Source organism: Gordonia hongkongensis, from assembly GCF_023078355.1.
In the GTDB taxonomy this organism is placed as follows: Bacteria; Actinomycetota; Actinomycetes; order Mycobacteriales; family Mycobacteriaceae; genus Gordonia; species Gordonia hongkongensis.
On the sequence record NZ_CP095552.1, the window covers coordinates 2,960,081 to 2,980,895 of the forward strand.

The 20,815-nt window shown below is 68.0% G+C and carries 20 protein-coding genes; 12 read left to right on the forward strand and 8 right to left on the reverse strand.

The window, feature by feature from the left end:
* Positions 1-88: 88 nt before the first annotated feature.
* From MVF96_RS13560 to upp, 3 genes are read left to right on the forward strand one after another with little or no spacing between them, the layout of a single operon-like run.
* Positions 89-1,336 carry a GTP cyclohydrolase II gene (locus tag MVF96_RS13560; RefSeq protein WP_247449342.1) on the forward strand — a complete coding sequence of 416 codons (1,248 nt, stop codon included), beginning with the start codon at positions 89-91 and terminating at the stop codon, positions 1,334-1,336.
* On the forward strand, positions 1,336-2,580 hold the full coding sequence (locus MVF96_RS13565; RefSeq protein ID WP_247449343.1) for a URC4/urg3 family protein: 1,245 nt from the start codon (positions 1,336-1,338) through the stop codon (positions 2,578-2,580). Before MVF96_RS13560 ends, MVF96_RS13565 begins: the two co-directional genes overlap by 1 nt.
* 25 nt (positions 2,581-2,605) lie before the next feature.
* Positions 2,606-3,235, forward strand: a complete 630-nt coding sequence (gene upp, locus MVF96_RS13570; RefSeq protein WP_068971400.1) for a uracil phosphoribosyltransferase — start codon at positions 2,606-2,608, stop codon at positions 3,233-3,235.
* A gap of 199 nt (positions 3,236-3,434) precedes the next feature.
* Here the strand turns inward: upp and MVF96_RS13575 are convergent, their stop codons facing one another.
* Positions 3,435-4,145 (reverse strand): CPBP family intramembrane glutamic endopeptidase, encoded by a 711-nt coding sequence (locus MVF96_RS13575; protein ID WP_159370911.1) that lies wholly within the window; start codon positions 4,143-4,145, stop codon positions 3,435-3,437.
* A gap of 25 nt (positions 4,146-4,170) precedes the next feature.
* Here MVF96_RS13575 and MVF96_RS13580 point away from each other — a divergent pair, with 25 nt between their 5' ends.
* A complete protein-coding gene (locus MVF96_RS13580) occupies positions 4,171-5,184 on the forward strand; it encodes an arsenic resistance protein (protein ID WP_418930448.1) in 1,014 nt (337 codons plus the stop codon).
* Here MVF96_RS13580 and MVF96_RS13585 read toward each other — a convergent pair.
* Positions 5,159-5,893, reverse strand: a complete 735-nt coding sequence (locus MVF96_RS13585; protein ID WP_055475422.1) for a glucose 1-dehydrogenase — start codon at positions 5,891-5,893, stop codon at positions 5,159-5,161. The two genes, MVF96_RS13580 and MVF96_RS13585, sit on opposite strands and share 26 nt — an antisense overlap.
* 135 nt (positions 5,894-6,028) lie before the next feature.
* Here MVF96_RS13585 and MVF96_RS13590 point away from each other — a divergent pair, with 135 nt between their 5' ends.
* On the forward strand, positions 6,029-7,114 hold the full coding sequence (locus MVF96_RS13590) for an NAD(P)H-dependent amine dehydrogenase family protein (RefSeq protein WP_247449344.1): 1,086 nt from the start codon (positions 6,029-6,031) through the stop codon (positions 7,112-7,114).
* 100 nt (positions 7,115-7,214) lie between these two features.
* On the opposite strand, the gene MVF96_RS13595 is transcribed toward MVF96_RS13590, so the two are convergent.
* Together MVF96_RS13595 and MVF96_RS13600 are read right to left on the reverse strand one after the other, a co-directional pair.
* On the reverse strand, positions 7,215-7,865 hold the full coding sequence (locus tag MVF96_RS13595; RefSeq protein ID WP_247449345.1) for a response regulator: 651 nt from the start codon (positions 7,863-7,865) through the stop codon (positions 7,215-7,217).
* Positions 7,862-9,022 carry a sensor histidine kinase gene (locus tag MVF96_RS13600; protein WP_068970851.1) on the reverse strand — a complete coding sequence of 387 codons (1,161 nt, stop codon included), beginning with the start codon at positions 9,020-9,022 and terminating at the stop codon, positions 7,862-7,864. The genes MVF96_RS13595 and MVF96_RS13600 overlap by 4 nt, the downstream gene beginning before the upstream one ends.
* A 133-nt stretch (positions 9,023-9,155) precedes the next feature.
* On the opposite strand from MVF96_RS13600, the gene MVF96_RS13605 reads away from it, so the two are divergent.
* The 5 genes from MVF96_RS13605 to MVF96_RS13625 all read left to right on the forward strand — a co-directional run bounded on the left by MVF96_RS13605 (position 9,156) and on the right by MVF96_RS13625 (position 14,299).
* Positions 9,156-10,070, forward strand: coding sequence for an ABC transporter ATP-binding protein (locus tag MVF96_RS13605; protein WP_418930386.1), 915 nt, complete (start codon positions 9,156-9,158; stop codon positions 10,068-10,070).
* On the forward strand, positions 10,067-10,879 hold the full coding sequence (locus tag MVF96_RS13610) for an ABC transporter permease (RefSeq protein WP_058253506.1): 813 nt from the start codon (positions 10,067-10,069) through the stop codon (positions 10,877-10,879). Before MVF96_RS13605 ends, MVF96_RS13610 begins: the two co-directional genes overlap by 4 nt.
* 103 nt (positions 10,880-10,982) lie before the next feature.
* The gene (locus MVF96_RS13615) at positions 10,983-12,737 is read left to right on the forward strand and encodes an alpha/beta hydrolase (protein ID WP_058253507.1); all 1,755 of its coding nucleotides are present in this window, start codon (positions 10,983-10,985) and stop codon (positions 12,735-12,737) included.
* A gap of 69 nt (positions 12,738-12,806) precedes the next feature.
* Positions 12,807-13,745, forward strand: a complete 939-nt coding sequence (locus tag MVF96_RS13620) for a helix-turn-helix domain-containing protein (RefSeq protein WP_058253508.1) — start codon at positions 12,807-12,809, stop codon at positions 13,743-13,745.
* Positions 13,745-14,299 (forward strand): dihydrofolate reductase family protein, encoded by a 555-nt coding sequence (locus tag MVF96_RS13625; protein ID WP_247449348.1) that lies wholly within the window; start codon positions 13,745-13,747, stop codon positions 14,297-14,299. The genes MVF96_RS13620 and MVF96_RS13625 overlap by 1 nt, the downstream gene beginning before the upstream one ends.
* A 33-nt stretch (positions 14,300-14,332) precedes the next feature.
* On the opposite strand, the gene MVF96_RS13630 is transcribed toward MVF96_RS13625, so the two are convergent.
* Positions 14,333-14,992: a PaaI family thioesterase gene (locus MVF96_RS13630; RefSeq protein ID WP_078114034.1), complete on the reverse strand. Its 660-nt coding sequence runs from the start codon at positions 14,990-14,992 to the stop codon at positions 14,333-14,335.
* Between the two features lie 110 nt (positions 14,993-15,102).
* Here MVF96_RS13630 and MVF96_RS13635 point away from each other — a divergent pair, with 110 nt between their 5' ends.
* A complete protein-coding gene (locus tag MVF96_RS13635; protein WP_058253511.1) occupies positions 15,103-15,945 on the forward strand; it encodes a crotonase/enoyl-CoA hydratase family protein in 843 nt (280 codons plus the stop codon).
* 245 nt (positions 15,946-16,190) lie between these two features.
* Here MVF96_RS13635 and MVF96_RS13640 read toward each other — a convergent pair whose 3' ends face one another.
* A complete protein-coding gene (locus MVF96_RS13640; RefSeq protein ID WP_247449349.1) occupies positions 16,191-17,186 on the reverse strand; it encodes an N-acetylglucosamine kinase in 996 nt (331 codons plus the stop codon).
* A gap of 100 nt (positions 17,187-17,286) precedes the next feature.
* Here MVF96_RS13640 and MVF96_RS13645 point away from each other — a divergent pair, with 100 nt between their 5' ends.
* A complete protein-coding gene (locus MVF96_RS13645; RefSeq protein WP_247449351.1) occupies positions 17,287-17,754 on the forward strand; it encodes a nitroreductase family deazaflavin-dependent oxidoreductase in 468 nt (155 codons plus the stop codon).
* 24 nt (positions 17,755-17,778) lie between these two features.
* Here the strand turns inward: MVF96_RS13645 and MVF96_RS13650 are convergent, their stop codons facing one another.
* Together MVF96_RS13650 and htpG are read right to left on the reverse strand one after the other, a co-directional pair.
* Positions 17,779-18,771: a hypothetical protein gene (locus MVF96_RS13650; RefSeq protein ID WP_247449352.1), complete on the reverse strand. Its 993-nt coding sequence runs from the start codon at positions 18,769-18,771 to the stop codon at positions 17,779-17,781.
* A 31-nt stretch (positions 18,772-18,802) separates the two neighbouring features.
* Positions 18,803-20,815 (reverse strand): molecular chaperone HtpG, encoded by a 2,013-nt coding sequence (gene htpG, locus MVF96_RS13655; RefSeq protein ID WP_065629860.1) that lies wholly within the window; start codon positions 20,813-20,815, stop codon positions 18,803-18,805.

The window sequence follows — 20,815 nt, forward strand, 5'->3', positions numbered from 1 at the left end:
ACCCGGCGCACAGGGACTTCCGGAACTATGCTGGCGCTTTCCCTCCGTGGCGGGTGACCGCCTCGAGACGAAGGTGAGGACGACGACGATGTCCGGCGAACACAGGTCCCTGGGCCATATCCGACTGACCTCACACAGCGGCGGGGTCGACGCTCTGCCCATCCACTGGGGGGCGGCCACCGCGGCGGAACGCGGTCCCGTCATCGGGACGACGGGCACACGTGCGCATCGCAATGTCATCGGCACCCACAGCGGCTCCTACAGCGTCTATCGCGCACTGGCCGTCGCCGCCGGCGCCCTTGCACGAGAGCACCGAGCCGATCTCACCAACACCTCGCCCACCGACCACATCGGACCGTATCCACAGTGGGGCGATCCGCGCGCGATCGTCTCGCTGGATCCTTGGGGTGCGACAGTCGCCGAGAGTTTCCCCGACGAGATCGCTCGCGGTTACGACATCCGGCCGACCATCGCGGTGACCAAGGCGCACGTCATCCTTCCCGAGATCGCCGAGGCGATCGAGAAGGGCCGTCTGGTCCCCGACGGTGAGGTTCTGCTGCCGAGTGGCGCGGCTCTGGTCACCAAGGCGGCCGTGGAACCGGTGTGGCATCTTCCCGGCGTCGCCGAGCGGTTCGGCTGCTCCGAGGCCGAGCTGCGCCGGGTGTTGTTCGAGGAGACCGGCGGCATGTATCCCGAACTCGTCACGCGGTCGGATCTCGAGGTGTTCCTCCCGCCGATCGGCGGGCAGACGGTCTACATCTTCGGCAACGCCCGCGACCTCGCCGACCCCTCGGTGGAACTCACCGCACGGGTGCACGACGAGTGCAACGGCTCCGACGTGTTCGGCTCCGACATCTGTACGTGCCGCCCATATCTGACGCATGCAATCGAGGAGTGCGTCCGCGGCACCCAGCGCGGCGGCGTCGGCTTGGTCGCCTACTCCCGCAAAGAGGGACGCGCCCTCGGCGAGGTCACCAAGTTCCTGGTGTACAACGCCCGTAAACGCCAACTCGGCGGTGACACCGCGGACCAGTACTTCGCCCGCACCGAATGCGTTGCGGGCGTACAGGACATGCGGTTCCAGGAGCTCATGCCCGACGTCCTGCACTGGTTCGGGATCACCAGGATCCATCACCTGGTGTCGATGTCGAACATGAAGTACGACGCCATCACCGGCTCGGGTATCGAGGTCGGCGAACGGGTCAACATCCCCGACGAACTGATCCCCGCCGACGCCCGCGTCGAGATCGACGCGAAAATGGCTGCCGGTTACTTCACGCCCGGACCCGTGCCCGATGCCGAACAGCTGCGTCAGGTCAAGGGCCGGGGGTTGTGATGACCGGAGCACCAGAGGTGGAACTCTCCGCCTCACAGGCCGCCCGGCTGCTGCGCTCCACCGCCACCGTCCGGAGCCGGTCGCGACAACTCCTCGAACGGGCGCGGGCCGGCGAATCGTCGTGGTTCATCGTCCACGACGATGCGCGGGACGCGGCAGCTGACATCGTCGTGGAAACGACTCGGTTGCGATATCCCGACGGAGACATCCCTTTTCACAGCAGGTGGCGACATTTCGAGGCAGGCGGTATCGACCGCCTCGGCGCTCTCGACGCCGCCTTGCCCCCGGCCGGCTCGGCGGAGCGAACCCGCGCGCTCATCGACGTCGTGCTGGTCAGCGTCCTCCTCGATGCCGGCGCGGGACCCGAGTGGTCGTTTCGGGAACGGTCGAGCGACCTGGTTCTCACCCGGTCCGAGGGGCTCGGCGTCGCGAGCTGGGTGGCGTTCTGCGAGGGGGTGTTCTCGAGCGACCCGGCCGATCCCCTGCGGGTCGACGCCACCGGTCTGGGCCGCGTCACGGCGGACACTCTCGGCGCGGCCTTCCAGGTGGGTCCCGACAACCCGCTCACAGGCCTGCCCGGGCGGGTCGATCTCCTGCGCCGCCTGGGCGAGGTGTTGTCGAGCCGCCCCGAGATCTTCGGTCCGGACGCCCGGCCGGGCGGCCTGTTCGATCACCTCACCCGCGGTGGTCGTGCGGAGGTGCCCGCGGTCGACATCCTGAGCGGGGTACTCGAGTATCTGGGCCCGATCTGGCCGTCGGACAACACGATCGACACCCACCCACTGGGCGACTGCTGGCATCACGACGCCGTCGTCGGCCCGGGCCTCACCGCCGGCTGGGTGCCGTTCCACAAACTGTCCCAGTGGCTGACCTATTCGCTTCTCGAACCGTTCCGCTGGGCCGGTGTCCAGGTGACCGGACTCGACGAGCTGACCGGCCTCCCCGAATACCGCAACGGTGGCCTTCTCCTCGACTCGGGTGTGCTCGCGCTGCATGAGGAGGCCTGGGCGGACCGGGAGTGGGAGGTCGGCGACGAGCTCGTCGTCGAATGGCGGGCGCTCACCGTCGCCCTTCTCGACGAGATCGCCGACCTCGTACGCGACCGCCTCGACGCCGATGCAGCCTCGATGCCCCTGGCCTGCGTGCTCGAGGGTGGCACGTGGGCGGCCGGCCGCGTGCTCGCGAGCCGACTTCGCGATGGGTTGCCGCCGTTGACGATACGCAGTACCGGCACTGTTTTCTGAGCCGACCAGCGACCGAGAGGAACCCATGGGCAGCGTCGCCGTCATCGACCATCCGCTGGTCCAACACAAACTGACCCTGATGCGTCGCAAGGAGACGTCGACCAACGACTTCCGCCGTCTGCTCGACGAGATCTCGATCCTGATGGCGTACGACGTCCTGCGTGACATCCCGATGCACGAGATCACCATCGACACACCGCTCGAGACCACCACCGCCCGGGTCATCGACGGCAAGAAGCTGGTGTTCGCCGCGGTCCTGCGGGCCGGCGCCGGTATCGCCGACGGCATGCTGACCGTGGTTCCCGGCGCGCGCGTCGGACACATCGGCCTCTACCGCGACCCGAAGACCATGGTCGTCGTCGAGTACTACTTCAAGATGCCGTCGGAGCTGTCCGAGCGTGATGTCGTGATCGTAGATCCGCTTCTGGCGACCGGGCATTCGGCGGTCGCCGCGATCGACCGGATAAGGGAGTACGGTCCGAAGTCCATCAAGTTCGTCTGCCTGCTCGCCTGCCCGGAGGGCATCGAGGTCCTGCATCGCTCACACCCCGACGTGCCGATCTTCACCGCGGCGGTCGACCGCGAACTCGACGACAACGGCTTCATCCGCCCCGGACTCGGTGACGCCGGCGATCGCATCTTCGGAACCGCGTGATCTCGAGGAGCAGGAAGGAACCCTGCTCCCTGAGGTGCGAGCGAAGCGAGCCACGAAGGGTGTAGCAACACGTCTCACCAGGCCCTTCGAGGCTCGTCGCTTGCGCTCCTCACACCTCAGGGAGCAGGGGTTATGGGCTTCTTTCGGATTAGGGAGCATGGTTCGTGGTGCTGCTGCGCGCATACCAGCGGTGTTCGGTCTACGACACCTGCCAGGCCACCGCGGCACCGATCGCCCCGGTGGCGTTCAGTGCCCAGTGCAAGGCGATCGGTGCGAGGAGGCTCGTGGTGCGTTGCCGCAACCACCCGAGCACGAAACCCGCGGCCCCGGTTGCCACGACCGCGCCTGTGATGCCGGCGATCTGTGCAACCGTCCCGGCACCCAGCACGCCGCTCAGGCCTTCGTTGCCCGCGGTGAGACCGGTCGAGGACAGGATGTGCCACAGACCGAAGGCGATCGCACCGACGACCAGCGTCGTCAACGGGGTGAACAACCGGCCCAGAACCCCTTGCAGCACACCGCGGAACAAGACCTCCTCCGGGAGAACGGTCTGCAGCGGAATGATCACGAACGCCGCCAGGAGGGCCTCGGAGGTATCGTCGTAGCGGTCGGACAGGAAGAACTCACGCGTCGCCGGGATCGCGACCGCTGTCGAGACCACGGCCGCGACCACGAGGACCGCGGCCACGGCGACCGGGATGCCGGCGCGCAGTTCCGCACGGCTCAGGCCGAGGTCCCGCCAGGCGAGGCCGGCGAGGCGGGCGATGCCCACGGCCACGACGGCGGCAACCGGGACGATCGCCACCGACAGCGGGCCGTCCGCGAGATGCGCACCGATGTTCACCGCGACGAGGAACACGATCACCACGACCAGTAGCGCGACGTCGGTGCGCCGGGACGGGGTGATCACCCGGTCGAGTCTGCCGTACCGCGCCATGGCGGTGTCGGTGAACGCGGCCGCGGTGTCGCAGAATGATTCGGTGCCAAGACCCGCGACTGTCGTCGACCGCCTCGAACGTCACCAGGTCGCCCTCTACCTCGGCGCGATAGTCGCCGGACTGTGTGCGGGACTGGCCGCACCCGGTCCCGCCGAGGGCCTCGAGTCGGCGATCACGCCGCTGCTCGCCGCGCTGCTCTATGTCACCTTTCTGCAGATCCGCCGGTCCGATCTCCTGGAATCGCTGCGGGACCGGCGGTTCCTGGTCGCGGTGCTGTTCCTGAACTTCGTCGTGGCGCCTCTTCTGGTGGCCGTGTTGTCCTCAGCGCTGCCCGCCGACGACGCGATCCGTCTCGGCGCGCTATTGGTGCTGTTGTGTCCGTGCGTCGACTACGTCGTCGTATTCGCCGGACTCGGCGGCGGGGACGCCCGACGACTCCTTGCCGCGACGCCGCTGCTGCTCCTTGCCCAGATGCTGCTGACACCGCTGTACTTGGTGCTGCTGCTCGGTGACGGACGGTCGGTGATCGAACCGGAGCCGTTCCTCTGGGCGTTCGCGGTCCTCATCCTCTGCCCGCTGGCACTCGCGTGGCTGACCCAGGCGTGGGCGGACCGGTCCGAGGCGGGTCGTCGAACCTCGGCCGGCGCCACGAAGACGATGGTCCCGCTCATGGTGGCCGTACTCTTCGTCGCCGTGAGTTCCCAGGTACCTCTCGTCGGTTCGCGTTTTGCCGACATCGCCGGGGTGATCCCGGTCTACGCCGCGTTCCTCGCGATCATGGTGGCGGCCGGTGTCGCGGTGGCACACATGTTCCGCCTGGCCCCGGAGCCGTCGACGGCGGTCGTCTTCTCCGGAGCCACCCGCAACTCGCTCGTCGTCCTGCCACTCGCGCTGGCGCTGCCGGTCGGGGCGGAACTGGCCGCGGCGACGGTGATCACGCAGACACTCGTCGAACTGATCGGGATGGTCGTCCTGGTGTGGGCGTTCACTTGTGTGGCACGTCGGCGCTGAGGCCGCCGTCCATCACGAACTCGGCACCGGTCGCGTACGAGGACTCGTCGCTGGCCAGGAACACCACGAAGGTCGACACCTCGCGTGACTCCGCGGCCCGGCCCATCGGCACGGTCACCATGTCGTCGGGGATCCCCTCGGTCATCGGCGTCCGGATGAGACCCGGGTGGATGGAGTTCACCCGCACGTTGTGCGGAGCCAGTTCGAGCGCAACCGATTTCGCCAGACCACGCACGCCCCACTTGCTCGCGACATAGCCGTGCGCCCAGGGACTTCCGCGCAGGCCCTCCACCGACGAGACGTTGATGATCGAGCCACCGCCGGCGTCGATCATCAGGTCCGCGACCGCCTGGATTCCGAGGAACGTGCCCGTCAGGTTCACGTCCAGGATCTGCTTCCACTTGTCCAGCCGGAACTTCTGGATCGTCGAACCGTTCACGATGCCGGCATTGTTCACCAGGACGTTGACCTTGCCGAACTCGTCTACCGCGGTGGACACCGTCGTCTGCCAGTCCTCGGGCGAGGTGACATCGAGGTGGACGTAGCGCGCCGCGTCCCCCAGTTCGGCGGCCAGCGCCTTGCCCTCGTCGTCGAGGATGTCGCCGATCACCACCTTCGCCCCCTCGGCCACGAGGGCCCGGGCGTGCTCGGCGCCCATGCCCCGCGAACCACCGGTGATCACTGCAACCTTGTCGTCTACGCGTCCCATGGGCGGCAACGCTACCGCGACGAGCGCGAAAATAGAACAGGTTCCACCGAAAAATGGTCTACTGAACAGACAAACGTCCGGACAGGTGTACACCACGCCCCACCGGCGCCGATCGAACATAAGGAGTTCCACGCCATGTCCTTCCGGGTAGCTCTCGTCGGAACCGGCAACGTCGGCCGGTTGTGCCTCACCCAGCTGATCGAGGACCCGCGGTTCGAACTCGTGGCCGTCTGCGTGTCCACCCCTGAAAAAGTCGGTGTCGACGCCGCGACGCTCGCCGGGCTGGAGACACCCACCGGAGTCCTGGCGGTGGGCGACCTCGACGAGGTGATCGCGACGAAGCCGGACTGTGTCGTGTACTGCGCCATGGGTGACACGCGTCCCGTCGAGGCCTTCGACGATGTGCTGCGCATCCTCGTCGCCGGGATCGACGTCGTCGGGTCCTCCCCGAACACGCTCCAGTACCCCTGGGACGTCATGCCCGCGAAGGCGATCGCCAAGATCGACGAAACCACCGCGGGCAGCGGCGCCAGCCTGTTCGTGACCGGCGTCGATCCCGGATTCGCCAACGACCTCATTCCGTTCGTCTTCGCGGGCACCTGCCAGCACATCGAGCAGGTGCGCTGCATGGAGATCGCCGACTACGCGACCTATGACGGGGCGACCGTCATGTTCGACGTCATGGGCTTCGGCAAACCGCTCGACGAGACCCCCATGCTGTTCCTGCCGGGGGTACTGGGGTTGGCATGGGGAACGACGATCCGGCAACTGGCCGCCGGTCTCGGCGTCACCGTCGACGACATCGAGGAGATCTCCGAAAGCGAGCCTGCGCCGGAGGATTTCGACATCGCGGCCGGTCACATCGCTGCGGGCACCCGCGCGGCCGTGCGTTTCGAGATCATCGGCAAGGTGGCCGGGGAACCCGTGATCGTCATCGAGCACGTGACGCGGCTTCGAGGTGACCTGCGGCCGGACTGGGCGCAGCCGGCTCAGCCCGGCGGGTGCTACCGCGTCGAGATCACCGGCGAACCGTCGTACACCGTCGACATCATGCCGACGAGCCGCAAGGGTGACCACAACCACGCCGCCATCGTCGCCGCGGCCGGCCGGATCGTGAACGCCATTCCCGCGGTGGTCGACGGGCCCGCGGGACTTCGCACCACACTCGACCTTCCGCTGGTGACGGGCCCGGGGGTTTCGACAGGCTCAACCGGCGGGTAGGCGGCTCCGCGCCCACGGAATTCGCAAACCCACCCCTTTTCCGTAAACGCACCACGCTCGGACCGGGTGGGTTCACGAAAAAGGGGTGGGTGTGTCGACGTCACACCATCCCGGCGTCGTGCATCAGGATCGCGACCTGGACTCGGTTGCCCGCGTCGAGTTTGGTGAAGATGTGCGAGATGTGCGCCTTGACCGTCGCAAGGCTCATGTAGAGCCGTTCAGCGATCTCGGCGTTCGACGCCCCACGGGCGAGCTCGACGGCCACATCACGCTCGCGTGCGGTGAGTCGGTCGACACGTTCGACCGCGGACGAGGTTCGGTGACCGCCGCTGGTGACGACCTGCTTGATCAACGCGGCGGTCACCGAGGGACTCAGGGCCGGTCGACCGTCGAGCACCTGGTGGATGGCCGCGACGATCTCGACGGGTGGCGTGTCCTTGAGCAGGAATCCGTCGGCACCCATCGCGAGTGCGCGGACGACGTAGTCGTCGGCGTCGAAGGTCGTGAGCACGATGATCGCGGGTGGTGAGGCCAGTGCCTTGAAGCGGCCGGTGGCCGCGATCCCGTCGAGGACCGGCATCCGCAGATCCATGAGGACGAGATCCACGGGTGCCGCGGCATGGGAGTCGAGAGCCTCCTGCCCGTTGCCCGCCTCGGCGACGATGTCGAGGCCGGGATCACCGCCTAGGAGAAGCCGGAGTCCGGAACGGACGAGGGGGTCGTCGTCGACGATCATGATGCGGGCGGTCATGACTGCCACGGTAACCAGACGTGCAACAGGAACCGTTTGTCCTCGCTCACGGTCACCGACTGCCTGCCGCCGTGCAACCCGACCCGCTCGGCCAGGCCGACGAGTCCGAATCCTGGTGTGGGACCGGTCGAACCCGCTGTCAGCGGTAGCGGGTTCTCGACGAGCAGGTCCACACCGTGCTCGGGTCCGCCCCGGATGTGCATGGTCACCGGCGCGCTCGGCGCATGACGCCGCGCATTGGTCAAGGCCTCCTGCACACACCGATACAGCGTGCGTGAGATCGCCGGGCCCAGCGAATCGACATCGATGTCGCATCGGCTGTCCACACGCATCCCCAGCCGGCGCGCCTCCTCGATCAGCGCGGCCAGGTCCGGAACCCCTTGCGGTTCCTCGGGCGCGGCGTCGCCGGGCCCCTCCCGCAGAACCCCGAGCACCTCCCGCAGCTCGGTCAACGCCAGGTGCGAGGTCTCCTGGATGGTCTGCGCCGTCTCGCGGATCTGCTCTCCGGACAGGTCCGAACGGTAGGCCAATGCGCCCGCGTACATGCTCATCGCCGAGATCCGATGCGCGAGGATGTCGTGCATCTCGCGTGCGATCCGCGCCCGTTCGAGCGAACGCGCCTGCATCACCTTCGCCTGCTGTTCGGCCTCGGAGGCCAGCGCGCGCGCCTGCCAGCTGGCGAGAAGCTCACGCCGCGAACCGATGTAGAGACCCCACGCGACCATCGCCGCCGTCGCGACCACCGTGACCGAGTAACTGATGATGACGGGATCGTTCGCCTCGGTCGGAGTGGCGAAGAAGGCGAGGGCGATGATCCCCGCGACAACGGACAACACCGCCTGCGGGATGATCTCGCGCCACCGACGCCGGGTCGACAGGGACACCATGGCGAGAATGCCCGGTCCGAGAGACGACGACGACACGATGGTCACGATGTTCGTGAACGTCGTGACCGGTACGGGATGGCTTCGGCGCCACCAGATGACGATGTAGGAGAGCACCCCGAGTGCGAGGTCGGCGACGAACCACCACCGGGCCTCGTCCCACAGGTACGACGCACGGGTGGCGAAGGTGCCGGCCGAGACGCAGAGCATCACCGCGAGCCGCCACAATCGGCCGGCCCACGTCAACGGTGGTTGGTACTGCTCAGGACGCACAACCGTCACCGTAGTCGGGCGCCGGTGGTGCCCGCGTCCTCCCGGTGGGTGTCGACCCCTACGACTTTCGGTCGATACGACGCTGTCCGGAGGTCCGATGTGCGCGCCGTGCGGGAACGACACGATGGACGACATGATCACAGTGAAGAATCTGACGAAACGCTACGGCGACTACGTCGCAGTCGACGACGTGTCCTTCACCTGCCGCCCCGGGCAGGTGACCGGATTCCTGGGCCCCAACGGCGCCGGGAAGTCGACGACGATGCGGATCATCGCCGGGCTGACGCCGCCGACGTCGGGGGTGGCGCAACTCTACGGCGTCGACTACCGGTCCATCCCGAATCCCGGCACGCAGGTCGGCATCCTCCTGGACGCCTCGGCTCAGCACGCCGGCCGGACGGGCGCGGAGGTCCTGCGACTGTCGGCGATGACGATGGGCATCGGCCACGACCGCGTCGACGAGATGCTCGAACTGGTCAGCCTCACCCCGGAGGAGGCCGGGCGACGAGTGCGCAACTACTCCCTCGGCATGCGCCAGCGTCTCGGTATCGCCGCAGCCCTACTCGGGGACCCGAAGATCCTGATCCTCGACGAACCGGCCAACGGACTGGACCCGGCGGGCATCCACTGGATGCGAACCCTGCTGCGCGGGTACGCCGATCGCGGCGGCACGGTGCTGCTGTCGTCGCACCTGTTGCACGAGATCGAGATCGTCGCCGACGACATCGTCGTGATCGGCAACGGCCGGATCGTGGCCCAGGGCACCAAAGACGAACTGCTCGCCGGCGCCGGGACACACGTCCGATCACTCGACGACGCGACCCTCGGCGAGGCGCTGAACGCAGCCGGGATCACCGTGCAGCGCAACGCCTCCGGCGGACTCGATGTCGAGGCCGACCCCGTCGACGTGGGCCGCGCCGCGGCCGCCGTCGGCGTCGTCCTCACCGAGCTGCGGCCCGCGGACGGCGCCCAGCTCGAGGCGATGTTCCTGCAGCTGACCGCGGACACCCAGCGTGAACACACCACACTCGAAGGAGCAGCTCGATGACCCTCGCCGACTTCGGCACCCCCGTGCCGCACACCGACGTGATCGACGTCGAGCGCCCCGGAATCCCGTTCTCCCGACTCGTCCGCGTCGAACTGCGCAAGCTCGTCGACACGCGTGCGGGTTTCTGGCTGACCGCCTCGATCGGAGTCATCGCGGCGATCGTCGTGATCGCGATGCTCATCGCGAACCGCAACAGCCCCGAGAACCTCAACCTCGGACAGTTCTTCGGGATGATGAACATCCCGACCGCCATCATCCTGCCCATCCTCGCGATCCTGCTCGTGACCGGGGAATGGAGCCAACGCACCGCGCTGACGACATTCACCCTCGAACCCCGACGGCAGCGCGTCGTCGGAGCGAAGCTGGTGGCGGCGCTCCTCACCGCCGTCGCGGCGGTCGCGGTCGCGCTCATCCTCGGCGTCATCGGCAACGGAATCGCCGGTCTGGCGTTCCCCGATCCCGCCGGCTCCTGGGACCTCACGCTCGCCGGGTTCGTGAATTCGTTTGTCTCGCAGACCTTCGGCTTGCTGCTCGGTTTCGGCTTCGCCGCCCTGATCCTGAACACCCCGGGCGCGATCGTCGCCTACTTCGCGCTGCCCACCGCTCTGACCGTGGTCAGCCAGCTGGTCCCGTGGTTCAAGGACAATCTCGGCCAGTGGGTGGACACCGGCCTGACGAACGTGCCCTTTCAAGAGGGCGACTGGGCGACCGGGGGCGAATGGACGAGGATGCTCGTCTCGGCAGTGATCTGGATCGGGCTGCCCCTGGCGTTCGGGGTGCTACGGATTCTGCGGTCCGAGGTCAAGTAACGGACGCCGCTGGATGGCACCACGGTCACGGTCGCCGTAAGCGCCGCTGCCACACCGCGATCGGTGTTACGGTTTCCGGGTTCTCGAGAAAAGAGGAACCCACGTGTCGTCGACCACGCCCACCTCGCAACCACCTGCCGCTCCGGAACCGGACGAAGCATCGGTTCCGGAGCAGTCCGGCGCCACCGGCCCGGCAGAAGGACAGAAGCCGTCGTGGTGGTGGCGGCGGCGGCTCCACCGGTATTCCTGCGTCGGGTTGACGGTCGCGCTCGTCTTTCTGTGGCTGTCGGTGACGCCGTCGCTCCTGCCGCGCGGGCCGCTGTTCCAGGGCATCGTGAGCGGGGCCTCGGCCGCGGTCGGGTACGGCCTCGGTGTGCTGGTGTCCTGGCTGATCCGTTACATGATCTCCCGGGAGGAACCCTGGCCCGCGCCGATGCGCCGACTCTGGGCGGCGCTGGGCCTGGCCGCGATCGCGGGCACCGTCGTCATGCTGGTCGCGTTCCAGCGGTGGCAGGACCAGGTCCGGACGATGATGGGGGTCGACCTCCTGTCCTGGACGGCCTACCCGCAGATCCTGCTCATCGCCGTGGTGGTCTTCGCCCTGCTGATGACCATCGGGCAGGCGTGGGGCGACGGGGTGAAGTGGCTCGTCCGGAAACTCAATCGCGTGGCGCCGCCGCGTATCTCGGCCTTCGCCGCGGCGACCATCGGGATCATCATCACGGTGCTGGTCCTCAACGGCGTCGTCGCCAACTACGGTATGCAGGCGCTGAACTCGTCGTTCGCCGCGGTCAACGACGAGACGACCGCGGACTCCAGTCCGCCGACCACCCCGCAGCGCTCGGGCGGTCCGGGCTCGCTGGTGACCTGGGATTCGCTCGGGCGTCAAGGCCGGATCTTCATCTCGGTGTCGCCCACCGTGGAAGAGCTGAGCGCGTTCAACGGGTCCCCCGCCATGGAACCGATCCGCGCCTACGTCGGGCTCGGCTCGGGTACAGATCTGCGTGCCAATGCCGAACTCGCCGCAGAGGAACTCGTCCGCGCCGGCGGGTTGCAGCGCAAACTCATCGCGGTCGCCTCCACCACCGGCACCGGGTGGATCAACCAGGCGACGGTGGACTCGCTCGAGTACATGTACAACGGCGACACGGCGACGGTGAGCATGCAGTACTCGTACCTGCCGAGCTGGTTGTCGTTCCTCGTCGACAAGGAACGCGCGCGGCAGGCCGGGCAGGCGCTCTTCGAGGCGGTCTCGGAACGGGTGCGCGAGGTACCTGAGGCCCAACGCCCCAAGCTCGTCGTCTTCGGCGAGAGCCTCGGCTCGTTCGCGGCCGAGTCGGCGTTCGGGACCATCCCGGCGCTGAGCGCGCGAACCGACGGTGCGTTGTTCAGCGGACCGACCTTCAACAACAAACTGTGGGTGGACACGACCGGGTCACGCGACGACGGGACGCCGGAAGTGTTGCCCACCTACGACGACGGACGACAGGTCCGATTCATCGCCGACGCACCCGACCTCGACAAGCCGACCACCGAGTGGACGTCGCCGTCGGGTCGCGCGGTGTATCTGCAGCACGCCTCCGATCCGATCTCGTGGTGGAACCCGCGACTGATCCTCCGCGAGCCGGACTGGCTCGAGGAGGAACCCGGACGCGACGTGCTGTCGGCGATGCGGTGGATCCCGTTCGTGACCTTCTTGCAGGTCAGCGCCGACATGGCGGTGTCAGTCGGAGTCCCCGACGGCCACGGACACAACTACATGTCCGCGATCCCGGCAGCCTGGGCCAAGATCCTGCAGCCGCCGGGCTGGACCGAGGCCAAGACCGAACGTCTGATCCCCCTGCTGACGAGGGACTGATCGGCACCGCCGCCCGGTGGAGCAATTTCGGTCGGGCGGGAACGGCTTTCGCGGTTCCATACTCAGAGGGTGACCTCTACCGACCGTGACCGTCTCCGGCAGCTTCTCGACGCGGTGCTGTCCGAGGACAACACCTCGCTCGACGACATGGCCTCGGGCGCCTACGCGTCGCCGTTCCACTTCACCCGGCAGGTCCGGCGCGGTGCCGGCGAGGCACCGGTGGCCCTGCGGCGCCGCGTCCTCCTCGAACGTGCGGCGTGGCTCCTCCAGCGGGGACAGTCGGTGACCGATGTGGCCTTCGAGTCCGGGTACTCGTCCGTCGACGGCTTCTCGCGTGCTTTCAGCCGCGCCTTCGGACACAGTCCCGGCCGCATGGGTGCGGTGGGAGAGCACAGCCACTGGCTGCCGGCGCCGAACGGCATCCACTTCCACTCGCCCACTGCGCTGTACGTCGACAGCGGCTCACCCACGACCGAGGATGCGGGCAATGTGGTGATGCTCATGATTCGCCACGACCTCGACGACATCGAGGCGCTCCTCGACGCCGCGAAGGGGCTCGACGCCGCGTCGTGGACCGCGCCGCGTCTCGCGGGTAACCAGCTGCTGTCCTGGAGTGGACCGGAAGAGTCTCTCGCAGAAGTCATTTCCCATCTGGTCGGCGACAAACTCCCCTGGTTGTCGACGATCGAGGGAGCCGACCTGCCGCCGGCCGCACCGACCCAACTGACCGACCTCATCGAGTTGCATCGCGACATTGCACCGCGCTGGCTCGCCCTGATCCGTGACATCGACCGACGCGGCGCGTGGCAGGACCGCGTGATCGACGCCTTGTGCGACCCACCCGAATCGTTCCTGCTCTCCCAGATCGTTGCGCACGTGTTGACGTTCTCCGCACATCGTCGGCTCGTCGCCCGCTGGATGCTGCGGGACTCCGGCGTCGACGTCACCGCCCCGACTCTCGATCCCGACCCGATCATGTGGCACCGCAAACACTCCGGAGGATTCTGATGGCATTCCGCTACTACACGGCAACGACCCTCGACGGCTTCCTCGCCGACGACCGGGACAACCTCGACTGGCTGCTCAGCCAGCCGCTCGAGGAGGGCGGGCCGATGAACTACGACGACTTCTTCCGGCAGGTCGGTGTCGCCGTGATGGGCGCGACGACCTACCGGTGGATCCTCGACCACGAGGTCTCCGACGGGAAGCCGTGGCCATACGACATACCGACGTTCGTCTTCACCCATCAGTCACTGACGCCGGTGTCGGACACCATCTCGGTGGTCGCCGGGAGCCCCGGAGACCTCCGTGACCGTCTGGTCGACGCAGCGGGCGACCGCCACGTCTGGGTCGTGGGCGGCGGCGACCTCGCCGCGCAGTTCGCCGAAGCCGGAATGCTCGACGACGTCATCGTGTCGATCGCGCCCGTCACCTTGGGGTCGGGCCGACCACTCTTCCCGCGCGCCTACGACTTCGAGTTGCAGGACTTCGCACGCAACGGCGCGTTCCTGTGTGCGCGCTACTCGCCTGTCGGGCCGCGGTCGACTCACGCGGAGGTCTGACCAGTCATCGGGCGACGGGCCGGCCCGGGGCGTTCAGCCCTCGCCGACCGAGTTCCGCATGGCGTCGGGCACCTCACCGCGAGCCCACCGCGGCAGGATGAAGATGCCCTCGGACTCGGCCGTGAGCTGGCCGTCGACCGAGATCGTCCCTGTGACGAACGTCTTCACACCCTCGACCCGATCGACGCGTGCCTCGCCGCGGATCACCCCGAGCGGCGTACCGCGCCGATACCGGACGGTGAGGGTGCCGGTCATCCCAGGCACACCCTGGAACTCCGCGGTCGAACCCAGCAGCTGGTCGAAGACGAGCGCGAGCACGCCGCCGTGGACGAGTCCGGCCGGACCCTCGTACTGGGGACCGAGTGCGACCTCGAGCCAGCTGTACTCGGATTCGTGATGGAGCTCGACCGGCGGTGCGATCGGGTTCCGCCGCCCCAGAACGGCATTGCCCCAGGACCGTTTGGTGCCGTCGGAGTTGAATCGGATGCCGAACGGGCCCGGCAGCTGGTCCTTCCGGAGGATCTCGGTGGCGGCGGCGATGAGCCGCCTCGCCTCCGCGATGTCTGTCTCACCGACCTCGGTGCGCACCGTCGCATCGATCAAGTCCCGGACGCTGCCCGCGATGGCGGACGCGAGTTCGGTCCGGTGCGCGAGTTCGTCCGGGTCGATGTCCTCCTGGATGTATCCGCTCATGTGCCCATCTAACAGGGTCGACGCACCGCTCTCGCCCCGACCGGTCGCCGTCGGTTGCCGTCGGCGGATCCGGACACGGCCGGTTCTGACCGCCGAGTAGGCTCCCTCGCATGACAGACCACGCCTGGAACGACCGCGCCTGGACCGCGTTCGACGTCACCGTCTCCGACCACATCGCCGAGGTCACCCTCATCGGCCCGGGCAAGGGCAATGCCATGGGACCGGACTTCTGGCAGGAACTCCCGGAGCTGTTCGGGCACCTCGACACCGATCCGGAAGTGCGCGCGGTGGTGCTGACGGGGTCGGGCAAGAACTTCTCCTACGGCCTCGACCTCGTCGCGATGGGCGGGACGCTGTCGGCCGTCCTCGCCGGGGACGCGAAAGCGGCGCCGCGCACCGAATTCCTCGACTCGCTCCGCACACTCCAGGCCGGCATCACCGCGGTCGCCGACTGTCGCAAGCCGGTGGTCGCAGCCGTGTCCGGCTGGTGCATCGGTGGCGGTGTGGACCTGATCTGCGCGGCCGATGTGCGCTACGCCAGCGCCGACGCCAAGTTCAGCGTGCGTGAGGTGAAGGTCGGGATGGTCGCCGATGTGGGCACACTCGCGCGCCTGCCGTTCATCATCGGCGACGGTCACATGCGGGAGCTGGCGCTGACCGGCAAGGACATCGACGCCGCCCGCGCCGAGAAGATCGGTCTGGTCAACGACGTCGCCGACGATCAGACCGCCGTGCTCGAGCTCGCCCGCTCGACCGCCCGCGAGATCGCCGACAACCCGCCGCTCGTGGTCCACGGCATCAAGTCCGTTCTCGACCATTCGCGCAGCGCCGCCGTCCACGACAGCCTCCGCTACGTCGCCGCGTGGAACTCCGCGTTCCTGCCCAGCGAGGACCTCACCGAGGCCATCACCGCCGTCTTCGAGAAGCGCAAACCCGAGTTCAAGGGTCGCTGAGCCGCCCTGAGCTTCGAGGCTCGTCGACCTCGACGCGCTCCTTCGTCGCTCGCTCGGCCCGGCGGCCGTCTTGACTACCAAAGAACCCGTTGTGCTCGGAGCGAGCCCAACCACTGCTCCCTGAGGAGGCCGGAGCTTGCGGAGGCCGTCACGAAGGGTCCTGGTGGGATGCGTCGCCAACCCTTCGTGGCTCGTCGCTTGCGCTCCTCGCACCTCAGGGAGCAATGGAGACCGCCTCTTTCGGCTCAGGGAGCAGAGGTCGCACGGTAGACGTGCTCGGACAGCGGGTGTGCGGCGTCGAGATCGGTGAGGAGTCGGACGCCGTCGAAGGGCGGGCCGTGCGGCGGTTCCACGGACGCCTCGGGGGCTCGGCGAGAGACGTTGTCGACGAACCGGTTTCGGAGTCGATCACTGGCCGACATCACACCGCCGACCCAGCTCACGCGTGCTGGCTCGCCGGCCTCGCGGCCGCTGCGTTCGAGCGCGGTCATCGCCGACGTCGCCAGTTCGTCGGCGGCGTCGTCGATGACCTGTCGTGCCACCGCATCCCCGGCCTCCGACGCGGCGTCGACCGCACGGGCGAACGCGGCGATGCGTGCGACGCGGTCGGGGTCGGCCTGCACCGACATGTACAGCTCGGCCAGCGGACCGAACTCCTGCTCGGTGGTCATGCGGAGTGCCGTCTCGGGCCCCCGGCCGTCGAAGGCGCGCAGTGCCGCGGTGATGCCCGACCGCCCGATCCAGTAGGCACTGCCGGCGTCGCCGAAGAGGTATCCCCAGCCGTCCACCCGGCAGACACCGCCCCGGCCGACCCCGAGGGTGACCACGCCTGTCCCGACCGCGGTGACCGCGCCGAACTCGTGACGATTCGCGGCCAGATACGCGGTCACCGAATCATGGGCGAGTGCAACGGAGTCGACGCCTGCGTCGCCGAGCGCGGCGAGGAGATCGATGGGGCGGGAGGCGCCGGGGGTCAGTCCCGACACGCCGGCCGCGACCACCGCCGGGCCGGGCGACCCGTCGGGACCCGACCTCACCTTCGCCGTTCGAAGGATGTCCCGCACGGTTGCGGCGATCTGCTCCACGACCGGTCGGTCGGTTCGGATCGGGGGCGCGTCGTGGTCGGAACCACCGTCGGGCGTCTCGATCCGCACGCGGGTGCCGGTCTGGCCGCCGTCGATCAAGATGTGCGTCACGCTGTCACCGGTCGTCACGGACCGCAACGCTACCTCGGTGCCCATCCGCCCGGAGGGCATCGAACCGTCACGGCGTCGGCGGAGACTCGACACGGGTCCGGGGAGTCGACGTCGATTCGCCGAATCCCCGTGACACACTGGGCGCATGAAGGTGCGGCGCGGACTCGCGGTGAAGATCGGGTCGATCTCCTGGATGCCTCGCTTCCTCCCGCAGATCGTCAAGTGCGACAGCGTTCTTCAATCTGTGTCAGGACAGCGGCTGAGCCTGCTCGACATCGGTGATCTGCCGAACATCACGATCCGGGTCCCGGGCCGCAAGAGCGGTGCGGTCCGGACGACGCAACTCCTGGCCGTCCCGGACGGGTCGGACTGGTTGATCGCCGGCTCCTACTTCGGCGGTCCCAAGATGCCGGCATGGGTCTTCAACCTCCGCGCTGCCGACGAGATCGAGATCATCGTCCACGGTGAGGTGTCGGAGGCGGTGCCCACCGAACTGGTCGACGCCGAGCGGGACGCGGCCTGGCAGACGCTGCGGGCGGTGTGGCCGAACTTCGATCTGTACGAGAAGCGCACCGACCGCCGCATCCCGGTGTTCCGGTTGCGACCGCGCTGACCCCCCTGGTCGGAAGTCGGTGGGTCAGCCGTCGGTGACGAACTCGGGACTGCTCTCGGTGAGGTCGACATGGCCCACGAGGTACTGCTCGTCGACGGTCTCCACCCGGGGGCCGTCCGCGTCGTACTCGGGGGTGTAGGACACCCGCCAGCGCACCGGGCCGACGACGTCGACGACACCCAGATCCGACCCGTCGCGGCTGCTGTCCCCACTCGCATCCGAACCCGGAACACGGAGCAGATAGCGCAGCCCGGACAGGTCTTTCGGAGCCGTCCACCGCACACTGCCGTCCACCGCGGAGCGGTACAACCGTTGGGTACAGCCCGCGACCTGCCGACCCGCATCGGCCTGGGTCGACGCCGCACACGCGGTCAGGTGCGCCGACACCGTGTCGCTGACGGCTCCGGCGCCGGTGGCGCTCAGTTCGCCGACGACGCGGACGGACATGGGTCCTCTCGGCGCGGTCGGAGGATCGTCGTCTGCGACGCGCGCGACGAAGTCGGTGTCGCGGGAGCCCCAGCGCTGCGGTCCGGGGAAAACGTGCACCGTGTCCCCTTCCTCGACCTCGCCGCCGAAGAACGTCGGTTGCACAACCCGTAGCGACTCGATCCGGACCGCGATCGCGCCGTCGACGACGGCCCAGCCGTCGGCGACCCGTACGGTCCGGATCTCGGTGTCGATGACCCGGGCACCCATCCGGTATCTCGCCCGGACGTTCTCCTCCGGCGCACCGTCGGCAGCAGACCGGACCTCGATGTCGCCCAGCGGCGCCGCGGCGCGTTGAGCCCGCAGGACGTTGTCGGACAGGAACCGGGTGTCGGGGCGCGGATCGATGACACCCAGAGCCGCGTCGGCGTCGGCATCGGCGAGCGCGTCGAGATAGGTCTGCACCGCCTCGGACGGGGTGGCTGCCCGCTCGTCCTCGCGGGCCAGCCCGACGACGAGCGCGGCGACCAGCACCACTGCCAAGACGGCCGCGACGCCGCCGAAGACGACGATCCGTCTTCGGCGGCTCACGTGCGGCGTACCCGTGGTCTGGACAGACCGATCAGGACTCCGAACCGGCCGACGGTCCGCTCGCCGCGAACGATTCGGTCAGCCGACCGGCCAACAGCTTCGCGAACTCGGCCGGGTCGTCGAGCTCACCGCCCTCGGCGATCACGGCCATGCCGTACAGCAGCTTCGCCGTCGGCACCAGTTGTTCGTGATCCCCGGCTCCGTAGGCCTTGTTCAGCGCGGCGACGAGCGGGTGATCAGGGTTGAGCTCCAGTGCCCGCTTGGACTTGGGGAATTCCTGACCGGACGCCCGGTAGAGCTTCTCCAGCTGCGGAGACATCGAGAACGTGTCACCGACCAGGCACGCCGGCGACTCGGTGAGGCGCGACGAGAGTCGCGTCTCACTGACGTCGTCGGAGAGGGTGCTCGTGAGCCACCCCAGCAGGTCGGCGTAGGTCTTGTTCTGCTCCTCCTTGGCGGAATCGTCGGCGTCCTCGTCGTCACCGTCGAGGTCGACGGCGCCCTTGGCGATCGACTGGAACGACTTGCCGTCGAACTCCGCACCCGCCGAGACCCACATCTCGTCGACGGGATCGGACAGGACGAGAACCTCGATTCCCTTGGCGCGGAACGCTTCCATGTGCGGCGAGTTCACGATCTGCTGACGCGATTCGCCGGTCATGTAGTAGATCGTGTCCTGACCGCTCTTCATCCGGCCGATGTAGTCGGCGAGTGTGGTCAGTTCGTCCTCGGAGTGGGTGGTCGCGAACGACGAGGCCTTGAGGAGCGCCTCGCGGTTGTCCGGATCGTTGACCAGACCTTCCTTGAACACCCGGCCGAAGGCATCCCAGAACGTGCGGTAGTCGTCGGGCCGGCCGGCGCGCATCTCGGTGACCGTCGAGATCACCTTCTTGGTGAGCCGGCGACGGATCGCGCGGATCTGGCGGTCCTGTTGCAGGATCTCGCGGGACACGTTCAGCGACAGGTCGGCCGCGTCGACGACACCCTTGACGAAGCGCAGGTACTCCGGCATCAGTTCGGCGCAGTCGTCCATGATGAAGACGCGCTTGACGTAGAGGTGGATGCCTACCTTGCTGTCGCGCATGAACAGGTCGAACGGTGGCTGCGTCGGGATGAACAGCAGCGCCTGGTACTCGAAGGTGCCCTCGGCCTGCAGCGTGATGGTCTCCAGCGGCGCATCCCAGGCGTGGGAGACGTGCCGGTAGAACTCCTGGTACTCCTCGTCGGTCACCTCCGAGCGCGACTTGGCCCAGAGCGCCTTCATCGAGTTGATCGTCTCGGCCTCGACGACCGTCTTCGTCTCCGGCGCTTTCTTCTCGTCCGCGTCGTCGGCGTCGGAGGCCTCGGTGTCGGGGGTCTCCACCGGAACGGTCTTCTCGACGTCCATCCGGATCGGCCACGCGATGAAGTCCGAGTACCGCTTCACGAGCTGGCGGAGCTTGGTCGGATCCGAATAGTCGTAGAGGTGATCCTCGGTGTCGACGGGCTTGAGCGCCAACGTGACCGAGGTGCCCTGCGGGGCGTCGGGGACGTCGTCGATCGTGTAGGTTCCGTCGCCGGTCGACTCCCAGCGGGTGCCGGTGCTCTCCCCCGCCTTACGGGTCACCAGCGTGACCTTGTCGGCGACCATGAACGTCGAGTAGAAGCCGATGCCGAACTGACCGATCAGTTCCTCGGCCGCCGCGTCGGACACCCCGTTCGCGCGAGCCTCCGCGAGCGACCGGCGCAACTCGGCCGTGCCCGAACGGGCCAGCGTGCCGATCAGGCCGACGACCTCGTCGCGGGTCATGCCGATGCCGTTGTCGGCCACGACGAGGGTCCGGGCCTCGGCATCGGGGTCGAGCGTGATGTGGAGGTCGGAGGTGTCGACGTCGAGGTCTTTGTCGAGCAGGGACTCCAGCCGCAGCTTGTCCAGTGCGTCGGACGCGTTGGAGATCAGCTCGCGCAGGAAGCTGTCCTTGTTGGAGTAGATCGAGTGGACCATGAGATCCAGCAGCTGCCGGGTCTCGGCCTGGAACTCGTGGACTTCGGGCTGAGCGCTCAT